The 17,908-nt window shown below is 67.2% G+C and carries 16 protein-coding genes and 4 pseudogenes; 13 read left to right on the plus strand and 7 right to left on the minus strand.

Annotation, left to right across the window (positions count from 1 at the left end; genetic code table 11):
* Positions 1 to 429: 429 nt before the first annotated feature.
* From E0500_RS31890 to E0500_RS31925, 8 genes and pseudogenes are all read left to right on the plus strand, one after another.
* Positions 430 to 2,058, plus strand: coding sequence for a DUF262 domain-containing protein (locus tag E0500_RS31890; RefSeq protein ID WP_131567954.1), 1,629 nt, complete (start codon positions 430 to 432; stop codon positions 2,056 to 2,058).
* Entirely contained in the window at positions 2,039 to 3,238 is a 1,200-nt protein-coding gene (locus E0500_RS31895; RefSeq protein ID WP_131567952.1) for a type II toxin-antitoxin system HipA family toxin, read from the plus strand. Before E0500_RS31890 ends, E0500_RS31895 begins: the two co-directional genes overlap by 20 nt.
* A gap of 261 nt (positions 3,239 to 3,499) precedes the next feature.
* Positions 3,500 to 3,646 (plus strand): annotated as a pseudogene (locus E0500_RS44475) (helix-turn-helix domain-containing protein); the annotation flags it as partial.
* A 301-nt stretch (positions 3,647 to 3,947) separates the two neighbouring features.
* Positions 3,948 to 5,237 (plus strand): annotated as a pseudogene (locus tag E0500_RS31905) (cell division protein FtsK); the annotation flags it as partial.
* 150 nt (positions 5,238 to 5,387) lie between these two features.
* On the plus strand, positions 5,388 to 5,663 hold the full coding sequence (locus E0500_RS31910; protein WP_131567950.1) for a hypothetical protein: 276 nt from the start codon (positions 5,388 to 5,390) through the stop codon (positions 5,661 to 5,663).
* On the plus strand, positions 5,654 to 5,842 hold the full coding sequence (locus E0500_RS31915) for a hypothetical protein (RefSeq protein ID WP_131567948.1): 189 nt from the start codon (positions 5,654 to 5,656) through the stop codon (positions 5,840 to 5,842). The genes E0500_RS31910 and E0500_RS31915 overlap by 10 nt, the downstream gene beginning before the upstream one ends.
* A gap of 11 nt (positions 5,843 to 5,853) precedes the next feature.
* Positions 5,854 to 6,054 (plus strand): hypothetical protein, encoded by a 201-nt coding sequence (locus E0500_RS31920; RefSeq protein ID WP_131567946.1) that lies wholly within the window; start codon positions 5,854 to 5,856, stop codon positions 6,052 to 6,054.
* Entirely contained in the window at positions 6,051 to 6,341 is a 291-nt protein-coding gene (locus E0500_RS31925; RefSeq protein ID WP_399120389.1) for a hypothetical protein, read from the plus strand. Before E0500_RS31920 ends, E0500_RS31925 begins: the two co-directional genes overlap by 4 nt.
* A gap of 50 nt (positions 6,342 to 6,391) precedes the next feature.
* Here E0500_RS31925 and E0500_RS31930 read toward each other — a convergent pair whose 3' ends face one another.
* Positions 6,392 to 7,042, minus strand: a complete 651-nt coding sequence (locus E0500_RS31930) for a hypothetical protein (RefSeq protein WP_131567944.1) — start codon at positions 7,040 to 7,042, stop codon at positions 6,392 to 6,394.
* A gap of 215 nt (positions 7,043 to 7,257) precedes the next feature.
* Entirely contained in the window at positions 7,258 to 7,404 is a 147-nt protein-coding gene (locus E0500_RS44480; protein ID WP_258573693.1) for a hypothetical protein, read from the minus strand.
* A 327-nt stretch (positions 7,405 to 7,731) separates the two neighbouring features.
* Between E0500_RS44480 and E0500_RS31940 the strand changes: the two are divergent.
* From E0500_RS31940 to E0500_RS31950, 3 genes and pseudogenes are all read left to right on the plus strand, one after another.
* Positions 7,732 to 8,481: pseudogene (locus E0500_RS31940) on the plus strand (ATP-binding protein); the annotation flags it as partial.
* Between the two features lie 477 nt (positions 8,482 to 8,958).
* A complete protein-coding gene (locus E0500_RS31945) occupies positions 8,959 to 9,198 on the plus strand; it encodes a helix-turn-helix domain-containing protein (protein WP_131567942.1) in 240 nt (79 codons plus the stop codon).
* A gap of 76 nt (positions 9,199 to 9,274) precedes the next feature.
* Positions 9,275 to 10,536: pseudogene (locus E0500_RS31950) on the plus strand (tyrosine-type recombinase/integrase).
* A gap of 154 nt (positions 10,537 to 10,690) precedes the next feature.
* Here the strand turns inward: E0500_RS31950 and glnA are convergent.
* On the minus strand, positions 10,691 to 12,100 hold the full coding sequence (gene glnA / locus E0500_RS31955; RefSeq protein ID WP_131567939.1) for a type I glutamate--ammonia ligase: 1,410 nt from the start codon (positions 12,098 to 12,100) through the stop codon (positions 10,691 to 10,693).
* 198 nt (positions 12,101 to 12,298) lie between these two features.
* On the opposite strand from glnA, the gene E0500_RS31960 reads away from it, so the two are divergent.
* On the plus strand, positions 12,299 to 12,766 hold the full coding sequence (locus tag E0500_RS31960; protein WP_131567937.1) for an RDD family protein: 468 nt from the start codon (positions 12,299 to 12,301) through the stop codon (positions 12,764 to 12,766).
* A 162-nt stretch (positions 12,767 to 12,928) separates the two neighbouring features.
* Here the strand turns inward: E0500_RS31960 and E0500_RS31965 are convergent, their stop codons facing one another.
* From E0500_RS31965 to lipB, 4 genes are all read right to left on the minus strand, one after another.
* Complete coding sequence (locus tag E0500_RS31965; RefSeq protein WP_131567934.1) at positions 12,929 to 13,630, minus strand: DUF4191 domain-containing protein; 702 nt, start codon at positions 13,628 to 13,630, stop codon at positions 12,929 to 12,931.
* 76 nt (positions 13,631 to 13,706) lie between these two features.
* Positions 13,707 to 13,910 (minus strand): hypothetical protein, encoded by a 204-nt coding sequence (locus tag E0500_RS31970; protein WP_131567932.1) that lies wholly within the window; start codon positions 13,908 to 13,910, stop codon positions 13,707 to 13,709.
* Positions 13,911 to 14,198: 288 nt separating this feature from the next.
* Positions 14,199 to 15,164: a lipoyl synthase gene (gene lipA / locus E0500_RS31975; protein WP_131567930.1), complete on the minus strand. Its 966-nt coding sequence runs from the start codon at positions 15,162 to 15,164 to the stop codon at positions 14,199 to 14,201.
* Between the two features lie 147 nt (positions 15,165 to 15,311).
* A complete protein-coding gene (gene lipB, locus E0500_RS31980) occupies positions 15,312 to 16,109 on the minus strand; it encodes a lipoyl(octanoyl) transferase LipB (protein ID WP_131567928.1) in 798 nt (265 codons plus the stop codon).
* 322 nt (positions 16,110 to 16,431) lie between these two features.
* On the opposite strand from lipB, the gene E0500_RS31985 reads away from it, so the two are divergent.
* Positions 16,432 to 17,907, plus strand: a complete 1,476-nt coding sequence (locus tag E0500_RS31985) for a regulator (RefSeq protein ID WP_131567926.1) — start codon at positions 16,432 to 16,434, stop codon at positions 17,905 to 17,907.
* Position 17,908 lies beyond the last annotated feature (1 nt).

Raw genomic sequence — 17,908 nt, forward strand, 5'->3', positions numbered from 1 at the left:
GGCCTCAGTTTTCAGGCTGGTAAGGCGGGGCTGGCTGATTTACAGCGGGCCAATTGGTGGCGGGTGGACATGGTGAAGTATGACGATGTGCCCTTGCCGGGGAGTGGACCGGGCCGTTGATCGTTCGGCAACCCGACCTAGTTCAGCTCGCTCGATCGGGACTGCTGGCTCTCAAACCGCTGCTTGCAACAAGTCTGCGACCGTCCGCACCGCTACACCTAAAGTGTTACTAATCGGGCATAGTTGATTCAATCGGTCGATGAGTGGATGAGCCGCGGACTTCGAGACTGATGAAGTTCCGACGTGCTTCGAGTCGCGTGCAGTATCTGGCTGCTAGGTGGGGCCTGACCAGCGAGTCTCACAAAGAGGTGCTCACCCGCAGTGCTCTACTATCGGCGTTAGCTCAGATGCGGCAGTGAGGTGGTCTTGGTGGCGCAGGGAATGCAACAGCACGTCACGGTCTTTTCGCTGCAACATCTCGTTCACCTAGCGGAAGTCGGGCGGTTCCGGAATTCTGAATTCCAACGGCCTGCCGTGTGGGGTCGGCGTCAGATTGTCGAGTTTTTCGACTCAATTTCCCGCGGCTTCCCGGTCGGTGCGTTGGTGGTTTACGAGGGGCCGGCGCCCTCCCAAGAAGTCGATTTGGGCGGAAAGGCGATTCATGCGCCGGAGGAACCTGCTGCATGGACAGTCATTGACGGTGTGCAGCGGCTTTCTGCGCTTATTGGAGCATGGAATGCGAGTGATGACTCACGTTACGCGGTTTGCTACGACCTAGAGCAGCATCAGTTCGTACCAGGCCCTGCCAGGCATTCAATGATGCTTCCCGTTTCTGTGTTGGTACACCCGAAACGGCTGTACGCATGGATCGCGGAGCGCTTCCTCTCCGAAGCCGAAATAAGTGAAGTCATCGCTCTGTCCAGCAGCCTGAAGGACTACACCCTTCCGGTATTTATCATGACGAACCTGCCTGAACAGAGCACTGAGATTTTCAGACGTCTCAATCAAGGAGGCTCAGCGCTCTCCAGAACAGACCTGGAGCGTCTTGCCGCACGCCCCCGACGGCCTCCGGCCGGCCTGCAGAGCATTGTGCGGCGCGTGGAAGCACAGGGTTTCGGCCGCATCAGTGATGCAACAGCTGCGCACTGCGTCATTGCAACTTCCGGACCGCGGGCTCTGTTGCCAGTGTCTGATTCGGAGGTACTGGCTGTGTATCAAGACATGTCCTCCGAGGAACGCGCACGCGCCGAGCAGCGTGCCGGCAAAGCGCTTGGGGCAGCGGTGAGCTTTCTCCGTGAAGAAGCCCGCGTTCCGCACGTTCGGCTGTTGCCCGTTCTAACTGCGCTTCCTGTGGCAGTCCGATTCTTCAGTAAGTTCGGTCCGAAGATTGATTCGAGAGCGCAAGAACTCCTCCGGCGATGGGTGTGGCGTGCGGACGACAGCATCCAGGCCTTGGAAGGAGCTCGAAAGCCTGCCGCTGAGACGGCTCTGGATGAATCCCAACGGCTCCTAGGTGGCGCGCAACCTCAAAAGCCTAAGAGCTATCAAGCCGACATGTCTGCTACGTCTCTTTACTCGGTCGCTGGCAGGCTGAACGCTCTTGGAATGCTTCAGGCATGGCCCGTTGTCGTGACTAGGATTCCGGAGTTCCAAGCCCCCGTTGGCTCCCCCCTTGAAGCACCACAACTCCTGACACCATGGCTCGACGGCGGCGCAGACATGTTCAGTTCCTTCGTCCCTGACAAGGCTATCGAGCACCGCACGCTGGGATGCTTCATCCTCCATCCGTCGGCCCCCGCCAACGCGCTACGAGAGGGCCTGCTGTCTCTCGCGCACACGGACAAGGCTGCTCTAGGACACCATGTCTTTGACGACCGGGGCGTCGCTCTCCTTCAACAGGGCCGATTCGACGAACTAGTAGCACACCGTGAAGAGCTATTGCAACGCGTAATCAGCCGACGAATCCAGTCTATGGCCCGCTGGGGCTTCCGCGACCGAGGACATATGCCCACCCTGAGCGACACCACAGAGGAACCCCATGACCCGGCAGACCACTAGAGCCCGCGTCCTGCTGGGTGATCGCAGAATCGGCACTATTCGCTACACCCAGGGGCGCTCTGCTTTCGAATATGAGGACCTGGATCCCGAGCATCCTGTGCTCGGACTTGCTTTCGAGTACAACCCAGACCTGGCGGTTCGCGAAGTCACCGGAGTGCCCAACTGGTTCGCTAATCTCCTGCCCGAACGCGAGTCTGCGTTGCGCAGGATCTACAACCGGGTTCTTGGTGGCAGGGCATCCGATTTCCTGCTGCTTGTCTATCTCGGCCAGGACCTCCCGGGCGCGGTTCTCGTGGAAGCGGAAGGTGAACTTCCCGGTGCGATGATGGAAGCTTTGGAGGAAGCGCAGGAAATTCCCCCAAAGCAATCGCTTGGGTTCTCCCTGTCTGGCATGCAGTTGAAGTTCTCTATGCAAGAAAATAGCAAGGAATTTCACCTTCCGGAGCCCGGAACGCTCGGCGAGTGGATCGTTAAATTGCCCAGCACCGTACTTCCAGAACTCCCCGCCAACGAGCACATGGTCATGAGCTGGGCGAAGGCCATCGGAATCGACGTCCCCGAACATCACCTGATCCCACTTACCGCGGTCAGTGGAATCGAAGAGGATTACCTGGAAGGCGGTACCACGGCTTTCGTGGTCCGCCGCTTCGATAGAACTCCAGTCGGCCGCGTCCACCAGGAAGACTTCGCGCAGGTCTTCGACCTGGTGCCCGCGGATAAGGACCGTGGGCGTCAGGAGGATATCGCCCGAGTTCTACTCGACAACTGTCCTCAAGACTTCACTGAGTACCTTCGTCGCATAGTCTTGTGCATTGCCGCAGGAAACAACGACGAACATCTTAAGAACTGGTCGCTGCGCTACGCAGACTCGCACACCCCACGCTTGTCGCCAGCCTATGACCTGCTCTCCGCAACTGCCTATCGTTCCTTCCAGCGCAAGGGGCTTACCCTGCCAATCGCCGAACAAGGGGATATGCGCTACATCAGCCGAGATCACTTCCGGCGGTTCGCCGAAAGCCTCGATCTTGATACCCCCCGCGTGCTGAACGTGGTTGATGAAGCCGTAGCTAACCTGCGTGACACCCTTCCGGCCGTGGCCGAGACGGCGGGTGCACCGGACTTCCTCGTCACTCACCTCCAGGACCGGTTGAAGCAACTGCCTCTGCTGCGCGACGTCTGATGGTGCGGGGCGAGCCGCATGTCGGCCGCAACGAGGGCTATGCCGGCCGCGCCCGCCTACGCCGTGGCGGATATTGGCCATGCCGCTATGACGCACAGGGGGTGTGGGGGGACAGAGACCCGGACACTTCGTCCGGGTCTCTGCATGTCCGCTCGCTCATCCTCAGACGGGGAGTGGTGGGTACCGACGCCGACTACCCGCCCCACCACCGGCTCTGTACCGTGAAACCGGCCCCTCACGAACAGTAGGAGGCAGCACGCAATGCGTGGTCTCGGAGATCACCTCAGCATCGGCGAGCGGATCGCGTTCTACCGCAAGCGTCGCGGCTACACGCAAGAGGTCTTGGCTGGCCTGGTCGGCCGAAGTACCGATTGGTTGGCGAAGATCGAAACGGGGCGCCGGAAGCCGCCGCGTATCGACATGCTCGCCGAGCTGTCGCGCATTCTGCGGGTGCCTCTCGGGGACCTGCTCGGTCAGACCGTGCTCATGGAGGATGAGCGGCAGCAGGACGACGTCCCGGCCGTTCGTGACGCGCTCATGAGCCCGCGGCGGCTGTCGCGATTGCTCTTCGGCCCCGAGGCCGATGCGCAGCTTCCGACGCCGGCCCCCGTGTCCATGCGCGTGGAGCAAGCATGGAACGACTACCAGGGCGGGCGGCTCGGCAGCGTCATCGCGGCTCTCCCGGCGCTCTTGCAGACCGCTCAGGAACTTGAAGGCCCGCAAGCAGCTCGCCTCGGGGCTGCGCCGCAAGACCGGCTGCGTCTGGCCCGCCCCCGACCCCGAGCAGCACGAAGGACGGCTGGTGCTGTGGGTGGGCGACAAGCCTATGAATGAGACGACCAAGCCCGCGTGGCCGCTCGCGAAGTCGGGCACGGTCGACTTGTTCCGGCCGGTGGTGTTCGGCAACGACCAGCGCATGCGCGACGTCTCGGTGACGCTCGTGTTCGCGTCGGTCGTGGTCGGCTCGATCCCGCGCATGGGCAAGACGTTCCTGATGCGGCTGCTTCTGCTCATCGCTGCCCTGGACCCGCGGGCCGAACTGCACGCGTTCGACTTCAAGTGCACCGGTGACTTCGGCGCGCTGGAGCCGGTGTGCCACCGCTACCGCGCCGGCGAGGAGGACGACGACATCCTCTACGTCGTCCAGGCCCTGCGGGAACTGAAGGAAGAACTGCGCCGGCGGGCGAAGGTCATCAAGTCCCTGCCCCGCTCGCGCTGCCCGGAGTCCAAGGTCACCCCCGAACTCGCCGGGGACAAGAGCCTCGGGCTGCACCCGATCGTGGTCGGCTTCGACGAGTGCCAGGTGCCCTTCGAGCACGAGGAGCACGGCAAGGAGATCGAAGCCATCTGCACCGACCTGGTCAAACGCGGCCCCGCCCTGGGCATCGTGGCCATGTTCGGCACCCAGCGCCCCGACGCGAAGTCCCTGCCCACCGGCATCAGCGCCAACGCCGTCCTGCGGTTCTGCCTGAAGGTCATGGGCCAGCCCGCCAACGACATGGTGCTGGGAACCTCGATGTACAAGTCCGGCTACCGGGCCACCATGTTCTCCCGCTCCGACCGGGGCATCTGCTGGATGGCCGGCGAGGGCGACGACCCCCGCATCGTCGCATCCGCGTTCGTGGACGCCGTCGCCGCCGAACACATCGTCGCCCGCGCCCGCACCGTGCGCGAGCAGTACGGCAACGTCACCGGCCACGCCATCGGCAAGGGCCCGGAGAGCACCGGCACGGGCTCCGATACCCTCGACGTCATCGCCGACGACGAGAAAGCCGTGTGGTGCGAGCGGATCGCCGCCCGCCTCGCCGCCGCCCGCCCCGAGACCTACGCGGGATGGCAGGGCGAGAACGTCACCGCCGCCCTCAAGCCCTGGGGCATCAAGCCGGGGCAGGTCTGGGGCACTACCGACGACGGCGAGGGCGCCAACCGGCGCGGCATCAAGCGCGCTGACATCACCGCCGCGATTACGCGCCGTAACGCCGATCGGGCCGCCGCCTGACCCCAGCACCGGTGCTAGACCTAGCAGCCCCGGCCGCTAGGTCTAGCACCCGTACTAGCAGCCCGCACCTCCGCTGATCAGCTAACTAGCGTCTAGCGGCCCATCTGCGAAAACACCCCGAAACCGCCCTTGGAAGGGATGTGAGCCCCCGTGGCTCTCGCTAGCTGTGCCCTCCTACTCGCCCTCGCCGGTTACGCAGTGTTGTGCTTCGTCCGGCCGTTCGCGCCGTGCCGGAAGTGCTCCGGGACCGGTATCCGGCAGACCGGCCGCCGCACGGTCAAGCTCTGCCGCCGCTGCCACGGCCGCCGCTACCGGCTGCGCGCCGGACGGCGGCTGCTCAACACCGGCCGTGCCGTCCACCACGCCGGCACCCGCCGCCCCCACCCTCGCCGCCTCAACGACCGGGGGTTCTCCCAATGGCCGTGACCGTCTCCCTCGTCCTGCTCTTCGGACTCGTCCTGTTCTTCCTGCTGCGGAGCAACAGCCTCAGCGCCGGCGCCGCGTTCATCGCCGTCATGTTCGGGTTCTTCCTCGCCTCCACCGGCGCCGCCGGACCCATCAACGACATGGCCGCCGCCATCGTCCAAGCCCTCCCCAACCCGTAGGCAGGACAGCCGTGTTCGAGATCCGCGTCATCTGCGGTGACGACGACGCCGACCGTGTCAGCCAGACCCTTACCGCCGCCTTTCGGACCGGTACGCCCCGGACGTACCCGACCCGCGACGGCATGCGCACCCGCCTCTACCTCACCGCCGACCACCACCCCGACGGCACGACGCAGACCACTCTCGCAGCCGACCGGAAGGAATCCGCATGACGCTGCCCCGCCTGCGTATCCAGTTCACCCGGTGGCCGCGCTACGCGCTGGTCCTGACCGACACCCCCGACCCCGACTGCCTCACGTGTTGGGGAGACGGCGGCATCGGGCACGACTACGGCGACTGCAACGGCGAGTACGCCGGTACCGACTGGGAGCCCTGCCCCTGCTGGAACGAGCAGCGCCGCTGGCTGCTCCTGCCCCTGCCGCACCGCCCACGCTGGCTGCCCCACCGCATCGCCCGCTCGTGGGGCCCCGCCGGATACAGCGAAGAAGCCCCTTTCTAGCTACGCCAAGGGCGGCTCCACAACGTTCGGTTGCCGAATTCGAACCTCGATCAGCGGTTGTACGACTGCCTTTCGACCGTGTTGAGGATCTGGGTGGCCAGTTCCATGAGACTGCTGATGGACGGCGCTTCCACGAACAGCAGGGCGCCGCGGTTGCTGCCGTTCCCGAAGCCGCAGCCGCTGTCGCGGACCATGGGTGTCAGCCAGTGGACGGTGAGGCGTTCGGCCGCGAAGTAGACGACCGGCCGATCGGACCACGCATGCCCCGAGGTATGGCTTCGGCAGCTTGCCGCTGGAAAGCACCCGATGGAGGAGAGGGCGAAGGACAGCCCCGCCACCCCGATTTCCAGGCCGTCCAGGACGCCTTCCTCACGGTCGCCGTCTCCGACGATTTCCAGGATCTCGCTGTCGGGGTGGCGGTCCGCGAAGCCGTCCGGCAGGGAGTCGGGATCGCCTCTCTCCACCGCCCTGGCGACGGCTTCGAACTCCGCGGGTGTCGTGCTGACTTGGTCCACCAGGTGAGCCAAGTCCCGCTCTTCTTCCACGATCGCGCGGGCCTCTTCGTGGGTGACACCGCTGATGTCCCACACGCCTCGGAAGAAGCCGTATCCCTCCTCGCTGATCTCGTCCTCCTCAGGCATGCGCATGGGCACGCCCTCCGGGAACGACGGGCCGACCTTCACGTCGATGCGCGGGATCACGAAAACCTCCTGATGGCTGCCGGAACATCCCGGTGTATGCCGAACGCCCCCCCTCTAGCACGCCAAGAGCGGCCCCGACCTCACGCCAATGAATCCGGGGCCGCTCTTTGTCCACCAGCACCCTCAACAGGACTGGAGACATTCAGCATGTCCGATCCGACTGACATTCGGCGAGCCCTTGGCGGGCCGTCGACCATCGTTGCCCTGCGCGCCGGCTACGGCGGACTCGAAACCGCGATCCGTGCGGGCATCGGCGGCCAGGTCGCCGCGTTCGCGGAGAACGACCCGTACGCGGCGGACGTGTTCGCCGCGCACCACCGCCAGGTGCCCAACCTCGGGGACATCACCGCCGTGCCGCTCATCCCTTCGATGATCCGCACGAGCATCCGGCCGCTCGCGTTGGTTCGGGCCGCCGTGCGGTCCGTCCGACGCCTTGGGGGTGGTACTACCTGCCCGGCCAGGCCGTGCGGCTCGATGACCGATGGGTGGCCAGCGACGGCACCGACTACGGGCCCGCCATCCGCCGGTGGGAGCACGTCACCGGTCGCGCGGCGCCGTGTCACGGGCGGCAGGGGTGGGCAGCAGGCTGCGGACGGCGTCCGTCCTCCGGGGGCGCCGGCAGCCTGGTCACGGCGGTGCGCAGGTTCATCCCGCCCTTGCGCTTCGGGGAGGTTCCGGGGCCGCCAGTGCACAACCTCTCCCACCTGCCCCCGGACCTGTCCGACCTCATGTGCTGCATCGTCACCGGCGCCGAGAGCATCAAGCGCGCGCTCTTCACCGACGGCGACGTTGTCCGCTCCCGCTACCGGCGCCCCATGCTCCTGACCGGAATCGACGTCGGCGTCATCCGCCCCGACCTCGCCGAACGCCTCCTGCCGCTGCGTCTCGTGCGGCCCCGGGTGCGGCGCACCGAGGCGGAACTGTGGACGGAGTACGCGGAGATCCTGCCGGTCATTCTCGGCTCCCTGCTGGACCTGACCGTGAAGGTGCGGGCCGCCCAGGCGGACACCCCCACCGACCTGCGGATGGCCGACTTCGCCCACCTGTGCGCGCAGCTCGACACGGCCACCGGCTTCGGCGCGCTCGCCGCGTACCGGGCCAGCCTCGACGACCTCAACGACGACGTCATCGAAGGAGACCTGCTCGCCCAGACGGTTCTCCAGCACGTCGCCGGCCTCGATGAGGGCGCGGAAGTCCGCATGACGTCATCGGAGTGGCTGCACTGTCGCACCAGCCTCTACGGCGGCGAGGAGTGCCGTCCCCTGCCCAAGGGCTGGCCCGCCACCGGCAAAGTCCTCTCCGACCGGCTCAAGCGTCTCCAGCCCACCCTCGCCGCCCGCGTTGTCCTCATCGACTGGGGCCGCACCAGCTCCGCCCGTTACATCGAGATGACCCGACCCCCGCTCCCGCCCCAGAACCAGCAGGAAGCGGCGTTCTGACCGCGCCACCCGACGGCGCACCGAACAAGCAAGAGGAGCACCCCCGCCGCGGGGCGTGCTCCTCTTGCTGTTCCGGCGGCGTGCCGCCGTTGCGCAAGTCGTGCCGCGCAGCGGCTCCTTCTTCACGTCCTGAGCCGCGCCGCACCACTACAGCAACCACCCCCTTCTTTTTCCTAAGAGGAGAGACGCTGCGTCACCTCACCAGCCACACGAAACCGATCCCTGACCAGCGGCTACAGCGATGACGCAGACGGCCAAAACCTGCGTCATCACGCGTCACCCGTGTCACGCGTGACAGAGCCCCGCCCCGGCCTGTGACACCCCCCGCACCGCCTGCGTCACCACATAGACGCAGGTCAGGACCACTAATGACGTGCGTGACGCGATGACGCAGAAATCCGCGCCTCGGACAGACGCGGGCTGCAAAGCCCCCTGAAACCAACTCCATTAGGCTCCGCTTTCTCTGGAGGCCTCAACGTGCCGACCGTTGTCGCGAGCGACCCCCGCGTGATCCTCCGCGGCGGTCTCCCAGACCGGTACCTCACCCCCGACGACATCGCCGACATGTTCGGCGTGCCGCTCGAAACCGTCTACCAGTGGCGCCGGAAGCGCACCGGACCGCCCGGCTTCCGTATAGGCAAGCACCTCCGCTACGACCCGGCCGACGTGCGCGCCTACGTCAGCCAGCGCAAGAGCGCTTGCCAGAGCGCCGCGTAGCCGACCACCCAGAAGACAGCAGGGAGAGCCGCCGCGGGCGGCTCTCCCTGCTGCATGTCGAGAGGACCGCCGCCGTATGGCTGGCCATATCCAAGACCGTTGGTACAAGACCGAGACGGCATCCAACGGCAAGACGATCAGGGCGAAGACCGACCGATATGGGACGGGCTTGCGCTACCGGGCCCGCTACGTCGCCCCGGACGGGAGCGAACGCAGCAAGTCCTTCCCGGACAAACAGAAGCGACTCGCGGAAGCGTGGCTGACGCAGATCGCGGCTGACATGACCCGTGGCCAGTACGTCGACCCGTCCGCCGGCAAGGAGACGTTCAGGGAGTTCGCCACTCAGTGGCTGGCATCCCAGACCACGGACCCTTCCCACCATCGTGAACATGGAGCCGAGGTTCCGGCTGCATGCCTTCCCCTACATCGGTTCTCGCTCCCTGAGCGCGTTCCAACCGGCCCATATCCGCACGTGGGCACGGGCCCTCGCAGACTCCGGGATGGCAGCGTCGTATCAGCGGACGGTCTTCGCGAACGTCTCCGCCGTGTTCGGGGCCGCCGTGGACGACGGCATTCTGGCTCGGAACCCCTGCCGTGCAGGCTCCGTGCGGGCTCCCAAATTGGATCGGCGGAAGATCAAGCCGTGGACGCGTGACCGGGTGGTCGCCGTCCGGGATGGACTCCCGAGGCAGTACGCGACGGCCGTCGACGTCGCTGCCGGGTGCGGTCTACGACAGGGCGAGATCTTCGGACTTGCCGTCGATGAAGTCGACTTCGTCGGGGGAGTGGTGCACGTCGTGCGACAGGTTAAGCTCGATCGGACCGCAGATGGTGTTCGCCCCGCCCAAGGGCGGCAAGCTGAGAGACGTGCCGCTGCCCGATGTGGTGTCGGATGCGCTTGCCTCGCATATCACCAGTCGGCCCCCTATTGACGTCACCCTGCCGTGGAAGACCCCGGACGGCCCGCCTGTGACAGCGAAATTGCTGTTCTACTCGCGGGAACGGAAGGCGCTGAACAGGAACTACTTCAACATGTACCTGTGGAAGCCCGCCCTGATCGCCGCCGGCGTCATTCCGGAACGGGCCCCGGGGGAGCGGTTCTCACAGTCGCGTGAACACGGTACGCACGCGTTGCGGCACTACTACGCGTCGGTCTTGCTGGACTCGGGGGAGAACATCAAGGCCCTGGCCGAGTACCTCGGTCACTCCGACCCGGGATTCACGCTCCGGACGTACACGCACCTCATGCCGAACAGCCAGGACCGTGCCCGCAAGGCCATCGACGCTGCATTTGGCGTACCGGGTGCGGGCACGGCCCCGGCGAAGCCGTTGCACTGACCTGAGCGGCGGCGCGGCCGGAAGCTCTCGACACCGGCCCGCGGTGCCGGGCCCGAAACAGGCCGTCGGCCGTGCCCTTCCAGTGGGGGAAGAGTACGGCCGACGGCCCACAGACGGCCCAGGGGAGCGGATACCCGCTCTGACCTGGGCTATGTCACACGTCGAAGTACAGCTCGAACTCGTGCGGGTGCGGCCGAAGCTGCAGCGGAGCGATCTCGTTCGTGCGCTTGTAGTCGATCCACGTCTCGATCAGGTCGGAGGTGAAGACGTCGCCCTGGAGAAGGAACTCGTGGTCGGCCTCAAGGGAGTCGAGGACGGCCGGAAGCGAGGTCGGGACCTGCGGAACGCCCGCGTGCTCCTCGGGAGCCAGCTCGTACAGGTCCTTGTCGATCGGCTCGGCCGGCTCGATCTTGTTCTTGATGCCGTCCAGACCCGCGAGGAGCAGCGCCGAGAAGGCCAGGTACGGGTTGCCGGAGGAGTCGGGCGCGCGGAACTCGACGCGCTTGGCCTTCGGGTTCGACCCCGTGATCGGGATACGCATGGCGGCGGAGCGGTTGCGCTGCGAGTACACCAGGTTGACCGGCGCCTCGAAGCCCGGCACCAGACGGTGGTACGAGTTCACCGTCGGGTTGGTGAAGGCCAGCAGCGACGGGGCGTGCTTGAGGATGCCGCCGATGTAGTAGCGGGCGGTGTCCGACAGACCCGCGTAACCGGCCTCGTCGTAGAACAGCGGGGAGCCGCCCGTCCACAGGGACTGGTGGACGTGCATGCCCGAGCCGTTGTCGCCGAAGATCGGCTTCGGCATGAAGGTCGCCGTCTTGCCGTTCTTCCACGCCACGTTCTTCACGATGTACTTGAAGAGCTGGAGGTCGTCGGCGGCGGCGAGCAGCGTGTTGAACTTGTAGTTGATCTCGGCCTGGCCGGCGGTGCCCACCTCGTGGTGCTGGCGCTCGACCTGCAGACCGGCCTCGTTCAGCGCCAGGGAGATCTCGGCGCGCAGGTCGGCGAAGTGGTCGACCGGCGGGACCGGGAAGTAACCGCCCTTGTAGCGGACCTTGTAACCGCGGTTGTTCTCCACGGCACCCGTGTTCCAGGCACCGGCCTCGGAGTCGATCTCGTAGAAGGCACCGTTGGCCTTCGTCTCGAAGCGGGCCGAGTCGAAGACGTAGAACTCGGCCTCGGGGCCGAAGTACGCGGTGTCGGCGATACCGGTCGACGCGAGGTACGCCTCGGCCTTCTTCGCCACGTTGCGGGGGTCACGGGAGTACTGCTCGCCCGTGATCGGGTCGTGGATGAAGAAGTTGATGTTGACCGTCTTGTCGCGGCGGAACGGGTCGACGCGCGCGGTGGACAGGTCGGCGCGGAGCGCCATGTCGGACTCGTGGATGGCCTGGAAGCCACGGATCGAGGAGCCGTCGAACGCGAGCTCCTCGGCCGGGTCGAAGGCCTCTGCCGGCACCGTGAAGTGCTGCATCACACCAGGCAGGTCGCAGAAACGGACGTCGATGAACTTGACGTCCTCGTCCGCGATGAACTTCTTGGCCTCGTCGGCGTTCTGGAACATCCAGCTCCTCCTACTCCCGACCGTCCGTGCCGGGGTGGTAGTTCGTTCGTGCGGCCAGTGCGGTGGCACACGCTGACCTCGACACTAGGGACGGGTGATTACTCGGGTGTGACCCATTTGTTTCGTTCAAGTTAACCGGACCGGCCCCCGCCCACCCCACCTGTGAGGATCCTCGTACGGGGGAAGTACGGTGGTCGGGTGGACAAGAGGCAAGCACTCGGATCGTGGCTCTCCGGCCCCCGCGCGGCCGCTGAGGACGCGGGCGTCGACTTCGGATACCCCGGCGAGCAGCTGGGCCTGCCGGAGTCCGGCTCCGGCTCGATCGCACGTCCCGGCCGACGGCTCGGAGCCCTCGCCGTCGACTGGGCTCTGTGCGTCCTGATCGCATACAGCTTGATCACCGACGGCTACGGCCAGGCGACCAGCAACTGGGCGCTGCTGATCTTCTTCCTGCTCCATGTCCTGACGGTCGGCACGGTCGGCTTCACCCCAGGCAAGCGTCTCTTCGGCATCCGCGTGGTGACCCAGGACACCGGCACGGTGAACCCCCTCCGGGCCGTTCTCCGCTCGCTCCTTCTCTGCCTCGCCATCCCGCCCCTCGTCTGGGACCGCGACGGCCGGGGCCTGCACGACCGCCTGGCGCGCACGGTGGAGCTCCGCATCTGAGCGCGCCGGGCGCGTGCCCGGCGCCCCGACAAACGCAGACAAACGCAAGGGGCGCGGACAAACGCAAGGGGCCCGGGAAACCTTTCGGTCCCCGGGCCCCGAAGTCACTCAAGCCCGCTCAAGCCGGCACAAGCCCGGCGGCCGACAACGTCACCGGAGCTTTTACCGAAGCTTCGGACCACCCCGCGGCATCTTCATCCCCTTCGGCATGGGCCCCTTCGGCAACGGCATGTTGCTCATCAGGTCCCCCATCGCCCGCAGACGGTCATTCGTGGCGGTCACCTGGGGCCCGCTCAGAACACGCGGCAGCTTCAGCATCGTCGTCCGGAGCTTCTTCAGCGGGATCTGGTCATCGCCGGTGCCCACGATCAGATCGTGCACGGGCACGTCCGCCACGATCCGGGTCATCTTCTTCTTCTCGGCGGCCAGCAGGCTCTTCACCCGGTTCGGGTTGCCCTCGGCGACCAGCACGATGCCGGCCTTGCCGACGGAACGGTGCACCACGTCCTGGCTGCGGTTCATCGCCACCGCCGGAGTGGTCGTCCACCCCCTACCGACGTTGTCGAGCACCGCGGCCGCGGCACCCGGCTGCCCCTCCATCTGACCGAACGCGGCCCGCTCGGCCCGCCGCCCGAAGACGATCGCCGTCGCGAGGAAGGCGAGCAGGAAGCCGAGAATACCGAGATAGATGGGGTGACCGATCAAGAAACCGATCGCGAGGAAGACACCGAAGGTGACGATTCCGACAGCCGCGAGTACAAGACCGATCTTCTTGTCGGCCTTGCGGGTCATCTTGTAAGTCAGGGCGATCTGCTTGAGCCGCCCGGGGTTCGCAGCGTCCGCTGCGGTTTCCTTCCTCGCCATGCCACGAAGTCTACGTGGCCCGCCAGGCGAGGACGACGGCGGTGCCGACGGGGAGCGGGACGTGGTGCGGTGGAGGTCAGAGCCGCTGGGCGGTGACGGCCTCTTCCAGGACCCGCTGGGCCTCGACCCGGTCCTTGGCGCGACGGCGGTCCTCCAGGACGGAGGTCCAGGCGTTACGGCGGGCGGTGCGCTGGCCGCCGCTCATGAGCAGCGCCTCGACGGCACGGAGTGCATTGGTGAACGACGGGATCGCGATGGCGCGGACGGGTGCGGCCTGCATGCTGGAGGTCCCCTCTCAGGGATGGCGGCTCTGGTCAGGGCTCTACGTGGTGTGAAACCAGGGTCACTGAATGGTGTTACCAGTGCGTGACCGGCCGGTCAAACGCCAATGAAGCCTTGTTCTGCGGCCCTTAAACCTTGACGCGGCCCTGATGACGCCCCCTGTCTGCGGGGACGGTCAGGACCGCGTCGTATTGGCCACTACTCGACAGTAGCCGCTTGTGCGCAGATTCACACCCGGGAAGTGGCACGCGGTGCCATCACTGGCGCCGTGCGCCCGTACGTCGGGTCAGACGGCCTGGGACGCCACGTACGTCCCCCGCCGCTCGACCGCCATCCGGTACAGCCGGCCGGCCCGGTACGAGGAACGCACCAGCGGGCCGGACATCACGCCGGAGAAACCGATCTGCTCGGCCTCCTCCTTCAGCTCCACGAACTCGTGCGGCTTGACCCAGCGCTCCACGGGGTGGTGGCGGACGCTCGGGCGCAGGTACTGCGTGATGGTGACGAGCTCGCAGCCGGCGTCGTGCAGCTGCCGGAGTGCGTCGCTGACCTCCTCGCGGGTCTCGCCCATGCCGAGGATCAGGTTCGACTTGGTGACCAGGCCGTAGTCGCGGGCCGCGGTGATGACCTTGAGCGAGCGCTCGTACCGGAAGCCGGGGCGGATCCGCTTGAAGATCCGCGGCACGGTCTCGACGTTGTGCGCGAAGACCTCGGGGCGGGAGGCGAAGACCTCCTCCAGCAGCTCCGGGACGGCGTTGAAGTCCGGGGCGAGGAGTTCGACCTTGGTGTGTCCGTCCGCCCGGCCGGCGGTCTGCTGGTGAATCTGCCGGACGGTCTCGGCGTACAGCCAGGCGCCGCCGTCGGGGAGGTCGTCGCGGGCGACGCCGGTGATCGTGGCGTAGTTGAGGTCCATGGTGACCACGGACTCGCCGACGCGGCGCGGCTCGTCACGGTCGAGCGCCTCGGGCTTGCCCGTGTCGATCTGGCAGAAGTCGCAGCGACGGGTGCACTGGTCGCCGCCGATGAGGAAGGTCGCCTCGCGGTCCTCCCAGCACTCGTAGATGTTGGGGCAGCCGGCTTCCTGGCAGACCGTGTGCAGGCCCTCGCTCTTCACGAGGTTCTGCATCTTCGTGTACTCGGGACCCATTTTCGCCCGGGTCTTGATCCACTCGGGCTTGCGCTCGATGGGGGTCTGGCTGTTCCGGACCTCCAGGCGCAGCATCTTGCGTCCGTCGGGTGAGACTGCGGACACATCGGCTCCCTGTAGCTTTGATTCTTCGGCGTACACCAGGGTACGCCCGTACGGTTGTCGGCCTCCGGGGTGGGCAACCTTCGGCTTTCGGGTGGCATTCCCGTCCGGCGCGTCCGGGGGTGCTGGGTTTGTCCGCCCCCGGACGGGCTACACCGCCGCCCGCTCCACCTCGCGCGGTTTCGGTTCCGCGTTCTCCAGCACCTCCCGCAGGTGCCGCTCCACGACCGGCAGCACACCCGGGATCGTCAGGTCACGGTCCAGCTCGGCGGCCAGGGACGTGACGCCCGCGTCGCGGATCCCGCAGGGGATGATCCGGTCGAACCAGGAGTTGTCGGGGTTCACGTTGAACGAGAAGCCGTGCATCGTGACGCCCTTGGCCACCCGGATGCCGATCGCGGCGATCTTGCGGTCCTCGCGCCGCTGCCCGGCGTTGGAGGGCGCGTACTCGGGCCCGTTGAGGCGCGGGTCGAACTCCTCGTCGTGCAGCCGCGGGTCGAAGTCCAGGGAGAGTCCGCCGAGGGCCGGCCGCTGGTCCACCGGGTCGCCGAGCACCCACACACCGCTGCGGCCCTCGACCCGGGTGGTCTCCAGGCCGAACTCCGCGCACGTACGGATCAGGGCGTCCTCAAGGCGCCGCACATGGGCCACCACGTCCACCGGACGCGGCAGCTTCTGGATCGGGTAGCCCACGATCTGACCCGGACCGTGCCAGGTGATCTTGCCGCCGCGGTCCACGTCGACGACGGGTGTGCCGTCGAGGGGCCGCTCGCTGTCGGCCGTACGCCGGCCCGCCGTGTAGACCGGCGGATGCTCCAGCAGCAGCACGGTGTCGGGTACCTCGTCCGCGAACCGCGCCGCGTGCACCCGGCGCTGTTCGTCCCACGCCACCTGGTACTCGACCGCCTCGGCACCGAACCCCATGCGGACGAACCGCAGCTCACTCACGGCAAGCGCCTCCCTGGACGCACTGAAGCACTGGATGCAGGCAGTGGACGCATGCACAGCACTGGACGCATCACGCACTCATTCGTGTATTCGTCGGGCGCGCGATGCGTTCGTCATGCATGTACGCGCCTACGCCACTGTACGCCCGGCCGATTCCCGTCAGCCGAGCGGCCAATCTTCACACGATCGGATGAATGGAAGGCGAAGAATGTGATCGACCGCTCACTCTCCGCTACATTCACGCCGTTCATGAGGCCATAAGGGCTGCTCACAGGCAATCCGGGCACCTCGCCGAAGATCGGGAAGGCAGACCGCACCGCAGATGACGGAACGACCCCCGCAGCGCACCCCCAACCGCCAGCTCGCCGCCCTCATCGCAGAAGCGGGGTTCTCCAACGCGGGGCTGGCGCGCCGTGTGGACCAGCTCGGCCTCGAACACGGACTCGACCTGAGATACGACAAGACATCGGTCACCCGGTGGCTGCGCGGCCAGCAGCCCCGGGGTACGACCCCCGCACTGATCGCCGAGGTGTTCACGCGCCGCCTCGGCCGCCGGCTCTCCGCCCAGGACCTCGGCCTCGACGCGTGCGCACCCGTCTACGCGGGCCTGGAGTTCGCCGCGACCCCCGAGGAGGCCATCGACATCGTCAGCGGGCTGTGGCGCAAGGACTCCGGCAGCCACGCCGAGCTCCGGAAGATCGCGTTCACCCCGGCGGGGCTCGTCGTCCCCAGCCGGGACTGGCTGATCGGCCGGGCCGACGACCGGGTCGGACGGGGTGACCCGGCCGCCGGACGCCTCCCCGCGCAGGGCCGCCCCGCCCCCAGGCTCCCGGCTCCGCTCGAACCGGGAGCACCCCCGTCCCGGCAGCGCAGCCAGACCGAGCGCAGCCCCGGCCAGCGGGTCACCGCGGGCGACATCGCCGCCCTCCGCTCGGTGGGGGAGCTCTTCCGCGCCCTCGACAACGCCTACGGCGGCGGCCACGCCCGCCAGGCCCTCGTGCGCTACCTGGAGCACGAGGCCGAGCCGATGCTGCGGGGCACGTACGGCGAGCAGACCGGCCGCCGTCTCTTCGCGGCCGCCGCGGACCTCACCCGGCTCGCCGGCTGGACCTCGTACGACATCGCCGCCCACGGACTCGCCCAGCGGTACTTCGTCCAGGCGCTGCGGCTCGCACAGGCGGCCGGGGACCGGATGTACGGGTCGTACGTGCTCGTGACGATGAGCCGCCAGGCCGTCTACCTCGGCCACGGGCGCGAGGCCGTCCAGCTGGCACGTGTGGCCCAGCAGGGTGTCGGATCGTCGGCGCCGCCCGTCGTCCAGGCGCTGCTGCACTCCGTGGAGGCGCGCGGGCACGGCGTGCTCGGCGAGGTGCGGGCCTGCACGGCCGCGCTCGTCCGGGCCGAGCGCGCACTGGAGGCGGCCCAGCCCGGAGACGAGGTGCCGTACTGGGCGCGGTTCTTCGACCAGGCCCAGCTCGCCGACGAGTTCGGGCACTGCCACCGCGACCTCCAGCAGTACCGGGCCGCGGCCCAGCACGCCGAGCGCTCCCTGCAACTGCGCGCGCCCGGCTACGCCCGCAGCCGTCTCTTCTGCCGCGTCGTCCTCGCCTCCGCCCGGCTCGGGCTCGGCGAACTCGACCAGGCCTGCCAGCTGGGCGCGGAGGCCGCCGGGCAGGCGGCCGAGATGCGGTCGGTCCGGGCGGTCGAGTACGTACGCGACTTCGAGCGCCGGCTGGAGCCGTACCGGGACGCGGCACCGGTACGGGGATACCGGGACCGGGTGGCGGCGCTCGGGTAGG

It is taken from the genome of Streptomyces sp. KM273126 (genome assembly GCF_004337435.2).
Taxonomy (GTDB): domain Bacteria; phylum Actinomycetota; class Actinomycetes; order Streptomycetales; family Streptomycetaceae; genus Streptomyces; species Streptomyces acidicola.

Bases quoted from the DNA above. Each gene is read 5' to 3' on its own strand.
- E0500_RS31970 (WP_131567932.1), bottom strand. From the start codon at position 13,910: ATGCAGGCCGCACCCGTCCGCGCCATCGCGATCCCGTCGTTCACCAAT.
- E0500_RS31925 (WP_399120389.1), top strand. From the start codon at position 6,051: ATGACGCTGCCCCGCCTGCGTATCCAGTTCACCCGGTGGCCGCGCTAC.
- E0500_RS31965 (WP_131567934.1), bottom strand. From the start codon at position 13,630: ATGGCGAGGAAGGAAACCGCAGCGGACGCTGCGAACCCCGGGCGGCTC.
- glnA (WP_131567939.1), bottom strand. From the start codon at position 12,100: ATGTTCCAGAACGCCGACGAGGCCAAGAAGTTCATCGCGGACGAGGAC.
- E0500_RS44480 (WP_258573693.1), bottom strand. From the start codon at position 7,404: ATGAGCGGCACGGCGGTGATGTCCCCGAGGTTGGGCACCTGGCGGTGG.
- E0500_RS31915 (WP_131567948.1), top strand. From the start codon at position 5,654: ATGGCCGTGACCGTCTCCCTCGTCCTGCTCTTCGGACTCGTCCTGTTC.
- E0500_RS31985 (WP_131567926.1), top strand. From the start codon at position 16,432: ATGACGGAACGACCCCCGCAGCGCACCCCCAACCGCCAGCTCGCCGCC.
- E0500_RS31895 (WP_131567952.1), top strand. From the start codon at position 2,039: ATGACCCGGCAGACCACTAGAGCCCGCGTCCTGCTGGGTGATCGCAGA.